Origin of the sequence: Catenulispora pinistramenti, assembly GCF_018274385.1 — a bacterium.
GTDB classification, from domain to species: Bacteria; Actinomycetota; Actinomycetes; order Streptomycetales; family Catenulisporaceae; genus Catenulispora; species Catenulispora pinistramenti.
The window spans coordinates 22,837-33,072 of the sequence record NZ_JAAFYZ010000107.1 but is presented as its reverse complement, the minus strand read 5'-3'; the positions used below and the strand labels follow the sequence as shown (position 1 = coordinate 33,072).

Genomic DNA, 10,236 nt, shown 5'->3' with positions numbered 1-10,236 from the left:
GCATCGCTAACCTGCGTCTTCGTTCCTTGCGATTGCTATTCTTCCGGCTGGTTTTCGGTTCGTTCCCCTCGGTCGCGTCGGCAGGGCTTCGCCTACAGTGCCGGTGGCCGGGGGTCAAGTTCGCGCCATACGAAACCGCAGCTCACACACCCAACCGCAAGCGCGCGGACTTTACCCCCGGACACCGGTGCTGTACCCCCCGGGCTGACGACGCGACCGAGGGGAACGGACCGCACCACCCCACAAACCGCCGCCGCTGAGCCCTGACCCAGCCACCCGAGGGAACCGCGCTAGTTTCCCTGAGGTTGCCGAGGCCCGCCGGAGGCCCGGCCCTTCATCACAGCCCTTGATCTTGATGTTGATCTTGCTGTTGATCTGGTCTTTGATCTGGCTCTTGCCCTTGCTCCGACTTGCTGGAGTTGAAGAGGCCTGAGGTGCGGCGGGGTTGTGAACGCGGAAACCGGCAGCCGACAAACACACCCGCCGACCCGAACCCCGAACCGGCACAACTATGACCGAAGGCGTAAAAAGCATTTAAAACCCACAGCCCAACCCCAACCCGACCCACAAACCCCAGCCCCAGCAAACCCCACTCACCAACGGATCCCGCCCGCCAACCCGCACGCCGCCAACCACGTCGCGAACCACGTCGCCAACCACGCCACGAACCACGTCGCGAAAACCCCCGGGCAGACGTTGCCTGATACAGCACTAGTTTCGCCGAAAGCCAGGTCGGAGTGAGCAGCCGACTCGCGGCGAGGCAGCGAAGACGGGCGCCGGTGTGGCGGGTCGAGCGCCGGTGCGGAGGTCGACCCGCCACGCCTGACCGCCGGCTACGCCCCCGTCACGCCGGCCAGGCGTTCCTGCCGGTACGCGTCCAGAGCCGCCCGCGTGTACAGCCGCTCGCCCCAGTGTTCCCGGTCGTCCGGAACCAGTTCGCGGCCTGCCTTGATGGCCGTCACCACTCGGTAGAGCTGCTCAAGCGCCACGGCGGCGGTGCGGTCGCTCAGGCTCTGCTCGGTCTCCCCCGCGCACATCGGAAAGCGGGAGACTTCGATGATCGGTCCCGCGTCCACGCGCCCGGTGATGAAGTGGCATGTCGACCCGAAGCTCTCCCTGCCTTCATCGATGGCGTAGCGGTACCCGCCGATTCCTCGGTAGTCCGGGATCGACGGGTGGATGTTCACCGCGTACCTGCGGACCCGGGACAGCATCCGGTCTGAAATGATCAGGTCGGCTTTGAACGACAGCAGCAGGTCGCACCCCGGCCAGTCGTCGAACGACCGCTTGTGCGGTGTGCCGTAGTCCCAGGGATACCAGTCGACGCGGTCGAAACTCTTGTCCAGGAAGCTGAACGCGTGAGCGCTCCACGACGAGCTGTCGGATGAGAACAGGACCTGGCGTATGTCACCCATCAACGTGCCCTCCCCCGAGAACCAGCCGTGCCGGGTGCCATGGGTCCTGACGGAACCAATGGCAGCGCCCAGCAGTATGCGAATCCCGCCCCCGCGGTGCGGTCGAAAGTGTCGCCCTCCTCGTAGTCCGCGAGGCCGAGGTCGTATCTGCCGAATTCCTCCGACGTGCGGCCGACGCAGCGCATCCCACCCTTGTAGAGCTCGACGACGACCGATCCGGTCATCCTCGCCGCGAGAGTCGAGCAATAGGCGTCCAGGGCGCGTCGCAGATCACTGAACCAGTAGCCGTAATAGACCAGCTCGGCATAGCGCTCGGAGAAAGACCTCTTGTGGTGCAATGTCTCCCGGTCGAGCACCAGGGCTTCCAGATCGCTTCGCGCCGCGTGCAGGACCGTGGCCGCGGGGCTCTCATAAATGCCCCGGCTCTTGAATCCGACGATGCGGCTCTCGAGGATCTCGGTTCGGCCGACCCCGTGCGCCGCCGCCAGTCCGGACAGCTGCGACACCAGGGGGACCAAGTCCATCCGAGTACCGTCGATCGCGACGGGAACGCCCCGCTCGAACTCGATCTCGAGAACCAGCCGCTCGTCCGGCGCCTCCTGGGCAGACGCCGTGATCTGCCAGGCGTCGGCCGGCGGTGCCTGGTCGATGCGGTCCAGATCGCCGCACTCGATGCTGGTTCCCCAGATATTGGTGTCGATGCTGTACGGGGTCGACTTGCTGGCGCCGACGTCGATGCCGTGCTTCTCGGCGTAGGCGACCTCGCTGCGGCGGGAGGTCAGCTCCCAGTCGATGACCGGCGCGCTGACCCGGAGCTCCGGTGCCAGAGCCCGCACCGAGGTGTAGAACCTGACCTGGTCGTTGCCCTTGCCGGTGGCACCGTGGGCCACGGTGTCGGCGCCGTGTTCGCGCGCCACTTCGACCAGCCGCTGGGCGATCAACGGCCGGGACAGGGGCGCCGCCAGCAGGTACTTGCCTTCGTACGCGGCGCCGGCCGCCATCGCCGGCATCGCGAAATCCGTCAGGAACCGTTCCCGGACGTCCTCGACGATGACGTCCTTGGCCCCGGAGGCCATGGCCCGTTCGGCGACCGTGTCGAGGTCTTCGACCTGCCCGACGTCGGCGCAGTACGCGATGACGTCGGTCTGGTACCTCTCCCGCAGCCAATGCAGCGCCACCGAGGTGTCCAGTCCCCCCGAGTAAGCCAGCACAATGCTCATCGCGCCACCTCCGCTTCCGATGCCGGCGCCAGCCGGCTGACGATCTCGCCGGCTGTCTTCAGGGTCTCGGTCTTGGCCAGGTCCAACCGGGCGCGGCGCTCCTTGGCCCACGCGAGACGTTCAGCGGTCGCCTTCAGGCCCTCCGCCTGCTGCACTCGCATGGACGCCGGGCCGGTCGCCCCTTCTGAGCGGTAGCCGTTCAACGCGTTGCGCGGGTCGAGAATCTGACGCAGCTCGTCGCCGCCGAGGTCGATGTCGTGCCCGTCCTTGAGCGTTCGCGAGACGAGGTCGGTGTTCCGCAAGGTCTGGCCCTGGGCCATGACAGTGGCCACCACGTCCCCGCTGATGCGGTGTGCCGCGCGGAAGGGCACCTTGAACCGGGAGACGAGGGCGTTGGCCAGCTCGGTGGCCGTGGAGAAGTTGTCCCAGCACAGAGCCTCGCCGCGGACACCGTCGAACCCGGTCCGTAGATTCTGTTGGCGGCACAGGCGGATCGTCTCCAGATAGGTGTCGATTCCGGCCCAGTAGAAGGGTTTGTCCTCCTGCAGATCACAGCTGTAGCCGAGCCCGACCGACTTCTCCATGACCAGCAGCTGGACCAGCGCGCCGATCACGCGGCCGCTCTTGCCCCGGGCGAGCTCGGCCACCACCGGATTCTTCTTCTGCGGCATGATCGAGCTGCCGGTGGCGAACGAGTCGTGGACCTGCACCAGCGCGTACTCGTTGGAGCTCCACGTCACGATCTCCTCCTGCATGCGGGAGATGTTGGCGGCGCCCGAAGCCGCCGCGGCCGCGACCTCCACCGTCCAGTCCCGCGTCGAGGTCGCGTCCAGGGCGTTGGGGAGCACGCCGTCGAAGCCGAGCAGCCTGGCGGGGTAACGGCGGTCGAGGTCGAAGGTCGTTCCGGCCAGCGCACAGGTGCCCAGGGGACTGACGTTGACCCGTTTCCACGCCTCGACCAGCCGGTCGGCGTCCCGCAGCAACGCGTTGGCGTGCGCGGCCTTCCAGAACGCCACCGAGATCGGCTGTGCCGCCTGGCTGTGGGTGTAGCCCGGGATCACCGTCTGGAGTTCCTCGGCCGGGCACCCGAACAGCTCGGCGGCGAACCCGGCCAGCTCCCGCACCGCGTCCAGGATCCAGGATCTGGTGACCATGCGGGCATCGGTCTGCACCTGGTCGTTGCGCGACCGGGCCGTGTGCATGCGACCGCCCACCTCACCGACCCGGGAGATGAGCATCTGTTCGGTGTTGAGATGCACGTCCTCGTGGCGGACGTCCAGTGTCAGACCATCCGCCGTACGCTGCTCCTCCATGGCCAGGAGCCCGGAGAGCAGGACGCGGGTGTCCGCGTCGTCGTTGATTCCCTGCGCGCCCAGCATGAGGACGTGCGCGATGTTCTGCCACATGTCGAATTCGAGCATGCGATGGTCGACCGAGACCGTCTCGGTGTACTTCAGCACGTCATCGGTGATGTCCGATGCGAATCGCCCACCCCAGAGCTTCTCGCTCAAATGCCGTCACCCCATTTCTCAGTAGCGGAAGTCGCGGCGCGCCGTTCCATCCAGCGACGGAGCGACAGCGGCCGCATGTCGGTCCAGACCCGGCCGATGTGATCGAGGCATTCGGCCTCCGTGCCGGCGACGCCGGCACCGCGCCAGCCGGCGGGGATCTCCTCGCGGTCCGGCCAGATCGAATACTGTTCCTCGAGGTTGACCACGACGGTCCAGAGCTGTGTGTCCTTTGTCATGCCTCACCCGCGTTCGGATCGTGGTTCGGATCATGGTTCGGATCGTGGTCGAGGTCTGCTGTGATCGCCCGCAGAACGTAGGTGCCGCTCTCGCGCAGCAGATCGTGCGAACCCGGCAGCATCCGCAGCCGGAATCCGCTGGTGGTCCGCTCCTCCCAAGCCCGCAGTTCCGCCGGCTGGACCAGGGGATCGCGCAGGCCGCCCAGTGCCGAGATCGGGCAGTCCAGGGGCTTTCGCGGTTCGTACTGGTAGCCGTCGGCGAACGCGAACCAGAAGCGCAGCCGCTCCGGGTCGGGAGCATCGGCCGGCACCGGCAGCCGCCGGGCGCGGGCCAGCCGCGGAGCCGGACAGCCCGAGACGAACAGCCGCGTCAGGGGCAGGCCTCTGTCCCGCAGGTCCTGTGCCAGCTCGTAGCCGATCAGCGCTCCGAAGCTGTGCCCGAACAGCGCGACCGGCCGGTCCGCGGCCTCGATGGCCTTGGGCAACAAGGCGGCGAGCAGGGTACCGACGTCGGGGAGCCCCTCTTCCAGATCGATCGGGACCACCTCGACGCCCGCGGGCAGCTCCCCTTGCCAGGCGCGGTACGGCGCGGCGTACCCGCCCGCAGGAGGGAAACAGAGCAGGCGCGATCGGACGGCTGCCATCGCTCACTTCCCCTGGTACAGCGCAGTAGCCAAGTCCGCGACCGTCGGCGTGCCGAGCAGCATCTCCAGCGTCAGCGGCAGGCCGAGATCGCGGGTGGCCTGGATGACCAGACGGGCCGCGCTGAGCGAATCGCCTCCCAGCGCGAAGAACTCCTCGTCGTCGGCGACCTCGGCGAGGCCGAGGACCTTGGCATACAGGACGCGCAGCGCGTCGGGACTGTCGCAGACAGCGGCCGTCGGCGGCGGAGCCGACCCCCGCGCGCGCTCCCGCAACGCCGCATAGTCGATCTTGCCCGAAGGGTTCCGGCTCAACGCCTCGACCGGCACGATCCGGCCCGGGACCAGGTGTTTGGGGACGCGCTCGGCCAGGCGCCGGCGCACCCCCGCCGGGTCGGTGCCCTCCGTCGCGACGACGAACGCGACCAGGCGGTCGTCCACGGCGACGACCGCCGCCTGCGAGATCCGCGGCAGTTCCAGCAGCGCGGCCTCGACCTCGGCGGGTTCGATCCGGTAGCCGCGCACCTTCACCTGGCGGTCGTTGCGTCCGTGGAACTCCAGGATGCCGTCGTCCCGGCGCAGCACCAGGTCTCCCGTGCGATAGACCCGGGAGCCCGGCGGCGAGCCGACCGGACCCGGCCGGAACGCCGAAGCGGTCTCGGCCGCGCGCGCCACGTAGCCGCGCGCCAGTCCCGCACCGCCGGCCCACAGCTCGCCGACCTCGCCGTCCGCGACCTTCTCCCACCCGGGATGGCCTACGTACGCTGATACATACGGCAACGGGTGCCCGATGGGCACGGTGTGGCTGACCGGCTCGGCGCGCCACGCGGTCGCGTCGATCGAGAGCTCGGTCGGGCCGTACATGTTGTACAGCTCCGGCGCGTCCTCGATGGCGAAGGACGCGACCAACGCCGGCGTCATCGCGTCGCCGCCGCTGAACACGTACCGCAGCGACGGGCAGTCCAGCAGGCCGGGCCGCTGCTCGATCAGCAGCTCCAGCTGCGAGGGCACGCCGAACAACGCGCTGACCCGCTCGTCCCGCATGATGTCGACGACCTTGCGGGGATCGACGTGGGCGCCGGCCGGGATCAGGACCAGGCGGGCGCCGCTGGTGAGCGCGGCGAAGATCTCCCAGACGGCGGGGTCGAAGCCGAGCGAGGTGAACTGCAGGACGGCGTCGTCCGCGGTGAGCGGGAAGCTCTCCCGGTCCCAGGAGATGCGCTGGCCGATACCGCCGTGCGTCACCATCACGCCCTTGGGCCGGCCGCTCGAACCGGACGTGTACATGATGTACATCAGGCCGTCCGGATGGGTCTGGCCGGGAAGGTCGGTGTCGTTCTGGGTGAGCAGTTCCGCGTCCGTGTCCAGACACAGCACCAGCCGATCGTCGGGAAGCCACTCGGTCATCCATTCCTGGGTGACCAGCACGGCCGGATCGGCGTCGTCGATCATGTCGCGCAACCGGGACGGCGGAGTCGCGGGATCCAGCGGGACGTAGGCGCCGCCCGCCTTGAGCACACCCAGCACCGCGATGATCTGGTCCGGGCCGCGTTCCAGACACACCCCGACCGGAATCTCGGGCCCGACGCCCTGCGCGACCAGGAGGCGCGCGACCTGGTTGGCCCGGGCGTTCAGCGCGGCGTACGTCATCGTCTCGCCCGCGCACACCAGCGCGATCGCCTCCGGGGTGCGCTGGACCTGTGCCTCGACCAGCCGGTGCTCCGGGACGAACTGCTCCGGAACTGCGAAGTCAGTCAACTCATTCTCCGGCGCCTCTTGCGCGACCGCCGGTTCTGCCGGATATGCGAACGCCGCCGCGGCGCAGGCGGCGGCCACCTCGGCGCGCACGGCGGTGAGCGATCCCAGCGCGACAGCCGGGTAGACCACCTGCTCCGCGACAGTCTGGGCGGGCCCTTCGCGCAACAGTCCGGAGGCGCCGTGGACCCGCGTCGCCAGGCGTACGATCTCCGCCGAGCTTTCGGCTGCCATGACGAACGCTTGCGCCGCCGCCGTGCTGTCCGGCGCGGCGGCAGCCCGCCGGGCAAACAGAATCGCACCCCGCAACCGCGTATACGCCGCGGCGAGCGGATGCCCCACCGCCTGGTTGGCCGAGATCGGGCGGCCGAACTGCCGTCGGTCCTCTGCGCGGTCCAGGGCGGCGCGAAGCAGTGCCCAGCTGCTGCCCAGCAGATAGCCCGCGGCCGCGAGCCGCGCCTCGGCCAGTGCGGCGGGGTAGGAGCCCGGCCCACAGATATCAGCCTCGGTGACCGTGACGTCATCCAGGTCGACGCGCAGTACCGCGAGTCGTTCCCCGCGGTTCGTCGGACGGGCAGGGGTGATCCGGACGCCCTTTCGCGTCCCGTCCACCAGGGCGACGATGTCCCGGCCCGCCTGGCGGATCGGGACCAGCAAGTCGACGTGATCCTCGACGCCGGCCGCGCCGTACGCCCACCGACGGCCGCTGACCGACCAGCCGCCGTCCGACTCGGTGACCTCCAGCGGTCCCGGATGTTCAGGACTGCGAAGTTCCTCGGCAGCCGCCGCGACTAACACAGGGTGCTGACGGGCCGCGCGCTGCGGAGCCAGAGCCCGTATCAGGACACTGCCCAGGTCGGGAGACGGCTGGCCGCTCTGTCCGGCGCGCACGGCCGATTCCAGCGGCGACCGCGGGAGATCGGGGTCCGCGGCGGGCTCGGCGAGCGCGCCGCGCAGGTCCCCCTGGATGATCGAGAGCATCATCTCCGACGTGCCGGCCGCGAGGGTGAGGCCCAGCGCCTCGCCCCGGGCGTAGTCCAGCGCCCGGCTGGCCGCGTCGTCGCCGGCCAGGCCGAGGTCGTGTTCCTGGGCGAGGTCGACGATGTCCGCGCCGAGCTCGGTGTTGAACCATTTGGCGGTGGCCGAGGCGAGCGCGACGTCCGCTCCTTCGTCGAGTTCGCGGACGGCCTGCCAGGCGAGTTCGGACCCGACGGCGGTGCGCCGCGCCAGGGCCGCCACCCGGGGACGAAGCTCCGCCGCGACGTCGTCGTCGGCCCGTCGCAGCCGTTCTGCCAGAGCACTGAGCCACCGTCGAGCGCGAGCGTGGTAGCCGAGTCCGGCGCGTTCCAGGGTGAGGATCGAGACCAGCGGCGGCCAGGCCTCGCCGGCGGTGCCGACGAGCTGGTCCGGGTCGAGCCGGAGCCCGTCGAACTCGATTCTGTACAGGGTCTCGGCGCTGGTGGTGTCGAGCGCGGTGATCGTCACCCCAGGGCCGCGCAGCGGAACGGTGAACAGGCTGATGCCCGCATAGCCGCTCTCGCCCGAGGTACGCGCCGCGCACAGCGCCACCTCGGCGATGTGGGCTTTGGCGTTCCAGATCTTGGTGCCGGTCAGCACCCAGCCGTCGGCGCTCGGGGTGGCGGCGCACGCCAACGACGCCAAGTCCGAACCCGAGCCGGGCTCTGACAGCAGCGCACTGGCCATGATGTGTCCGGAGGCGATCCGCGGCAGATACCGCTGCTTCTGACGGGGCGTTCCGGCGACGCGCACGGCCTCGCCGAAGTTGAAGACGCCGTTGATGATCGGGGTGTCGGACACGCCGTGCAGAATCAGTTCCTCGGTCACGATGCCCGCGTCGACCCAGCTCAGGCCGAGGCCGCCGTAGCGGACCGGCCAGTGCGGCGCGAGCCAGCCCCGGGCACCGAGCTGCCGCCACAGCCGCCAGGGGTGCCCCTCCGGCCCTTCGGCGCCCGGGCCACCGGCCACCTCGCGCAGTTCGGCCTGGCTGTCCGGGCGGGTGAGCAACGCGCGCACACGCCTGCGCAAGTCGTCCTGCGCGGCGGTGAACAGTGGTGTCATACCTGTCCCCATTTCTCCAGATGGGTGAATCGCGTGCGCCGCTGTCAGGATCCTGAGAAATCGCGGAACAGTCGCAGCCGTTCCTCCCCGATCTGGTCGCGCAGGGCGCGGTCCTCGATCCCGAGCTGCTCCTCGGGGGCCATGCACAGGACGCCGACCTTCCCGGTGTGCTGGTTGAGCTGGACCGACCGCGCGGCGTCGGCGGCTTCGGCCAGGGGGTAGACGGTGGACAACGTCGGGACGATGTGCCCCATGGCCACGAGCCGGTTGAACTCGGAGGCTTCCTGATAGTTGGCACCGTGGCTGCCGATGATCCGCTTGATCTTCATCCACAGGAACCGGTTGTCGAAGGTGTGCTCGTATCCGGTGCTCGAACCGCAGGTGATGATCGTTCCGCCACGGCGGGCGACGTACACCGAGGCGCCGAAGGTGTCCTGTCCCGTGTGCTCGAAGACGATGTGCGGATCCTCGCCGACGTGCCCGCGGATCTGCCGGCCGAGCTCGCGCCAGGCCGCGACCCCGGCGAAGCCGCCCTCCAACTCCTGCCGGTTGATCACCGCGTCGCATCCGAGCCGCGTGGCCAGGTCCCGTTTGGCCTCGGACCCCACGACGCCGACCGCGATGCCGCCGCCGTTCTTGACCAGCTGCACCGCATAGCCGCCCAGCCCGCCGGAGGCGCCCCAGATGAGGACGATGTCGCCCTGCTTCATCGCCGCCCCCCGCGAACTGACGAGCATGCGGTACGCCGTCATCCCGCACAGCGTGTTGGCCGCCGCCTCCTCCCACGACAGGTGCGGCGCCTTCGGCAACAACGCCGTGCTCTTCACCACGGCGTAGTGCGCCAGGCCGCCGAAGTTGGTCTCGAAGCCCCAGGCCAGCTGGTTCGAGGCCAGCATGCCGTCCCAGTGCGCCTCGGGCTGCTGTTCGTCGGTGTAGACGGCCGAGACCACGACCTTGTCGCCGAGTTCCCAGTGCCGCACCGAATCGCCCTTGCGGACGATCACTCCGGCCGCGTCCGATCCGATGACCTGCCGGTCGGTGGCGTGCCGGGCGGCCCAGTCCGACGTCCGCGCCTGGTGGTCCAGAAAGCTGAAGGTCGACGCGGGCCGGAACATCGCCGACCAGACGGTGTTGTAGTTGATCGCGCTCGCGAACACGGCGACCAGCACCTCGTCCGGGGCGAGGGTCGGTACCGGCACCTGCTCGATGTGGATCGACCGCGTGATGTCGGGTTCCGCCTCGTGCGCGGAGAACAACCCCTCGTCTTCTCGGTGCAGACAGGCGGCGGTACAGCTGTCCGGCAGCGGCAGCTCGGCGATCTGGTCGGGCTTCGCCCCCTCCAGGAGCGCGTCCATCAGTGTGTCCGTCACGGTGTCCAT

Annotated in this window: 7 protein-coding genes; all 7 read right to left on the bottom strand. The window is 69.3% G+C overall.

Annotated elements, in window-relative coordinates; genetic code table 11:
• Window positions 1–833 precede the first annotated feature (833 nt).
• From KGQ19_RS27305 to ccrA, 7 genes are read right to left on the bottom strand one after another with little or no spacing between them, the layout of a single operon-like run.
• Window positions 834–1,415, bottom strand: coding sequence for a formyltransferase family protein (locus tag KGQ19_RS27305; protein WP_212013682.1), 582 nt, complete (start codon window positions 1,413–1,415; stop codon window positions 834–836).
• Complete coding sequence (locus KGQ19_RS27300) at window positions 1,415–2,635, bottom strand: argininosuccinate synthase (RefSeq protein WP_212013680.1); 1,221 nt, start codon at window positions 2,633–2,635, stop codon at window positions 1,415–1,417. The genes KGQ19_RS27305 and KGQ19_RS27300 overlap by 1 nt, the downstream gene beginning before the upstream one ends.
• Complete coding sequence (argH, locus tag KGQ19_RS27295) at window positions 2,632–4,146, bottom strand: argininosuccinate lyase (RefSeq protein WP_212013678.1); 1,515 nt, start codon at window positions 4,144–4,146, stop codon at window positions 2,632–2,634. Before argH ends, KGQ19_RS27300 begins: the two co-directional genes overlap by 4 nt.
• Complete coding sequence (locus KGQ19_RS27290) at window positions 4,143–4,382, bottom strand: MbtH family protein (RefSeq protein ID WP_212013671.1); 240 nt, start codon at window positions 4,380–4,382, stop codon at window positions 4,143–4,145. The genes argH and KGQ19_RS27290 overlap by 4 nt, the downstream gene beginning before the upstream one ends.
• The gene (locus KGQ19_RS27285) at window positions 4,379–5,026 is read right to left on the bottom strand and encodes a thioesterase II family protein (protein ID WP_212013658.1); all 648 of its coding nucleotides are present in this window, start codon (window positions 5,024–5,026) and stop codon (window positions 4,379–4,381) included. Before KGQ19_RS27285 ends, KGQ19_RS27290 begins: the two co-directional genes overlap by 4 nt.
• A gap of 3 nt (window positions 5,027–5,029) precedes the next feature.
• Window positions 5,030–8,857, bottom strand: a complete 3,828-nt coding sequence (locus KGQ19_RS27280; RefSeq protein ID WP_212013656.1) for an amino acid adenylation domain-containing protein — start codon at window positions 8,855–8,857, stop codon at window positions 5,030–5,032.
• Window positions 8,858–8,901: 44 nt separating this feature from the next.
• Window positions 8,902–10,236 carry a crotonyl-CoA carboxylase/reductase gene (gene ccrA, locus KGQ19_RS27275; RefSeq protein ID WP_212013654.1) on the bottom strand — a complete coding sequence of 445 codons (1,335 nt, stop codon included), beginning with the start codon at window positions 10,234–10,236 and terminating at the stop codon, window positions 8,902–8,904.

What these genes read in the sequence shown, in the direction of transcription:
- KGQ19_RS27305 (WP_212013682.1), bottom strand. Translation starts at nt 1,415, where the DNA reads ATGGGTGACATACGCCAGGTCCTGTTCTCATCCGACAGCTCGTCGTGG.
- KGQ19_RS27300 (WP_212013680.1), bottom strand. Translation starts at nt 2,635, where the DNA reads ATGAGCATTGTGCTGGCTTACTCGGGGGGACTGGACACCTCGGTGGCG.
- KGQ19_RS27290 (WP_212013671.1), bottom strand. Translation starts at nt 4,382, where the DNA reads ATGACAAAGGACACACAGCTCTGGACCGTCGTGGTCAACCTCGAGGAA.
- KGQ19_RS27285 (WP_212013658.1), bottom strand. Translation starts at nt 5,026, where the DNA reads ATGGCAGCCGTCCGATCGCGCCTGCTCTGTTTCCCTCCTGCGGGCGGG.
- KGQ19_RS27280 (WP_212013656.1), bottom strand. Translation starts at nt 8,857, where the DNA reads ATGACACCACTGTTCACCGCCGCGCAGGACGACTTGCGCAGGCGTGTG.
- ccrA (WP_212013654.1), bottom strand. Translation starts at nt 10,236, where the DNA reads ATGGACACCGTGACGGACACACTGATGGACGCGCTCCTGGAGGGGGCG.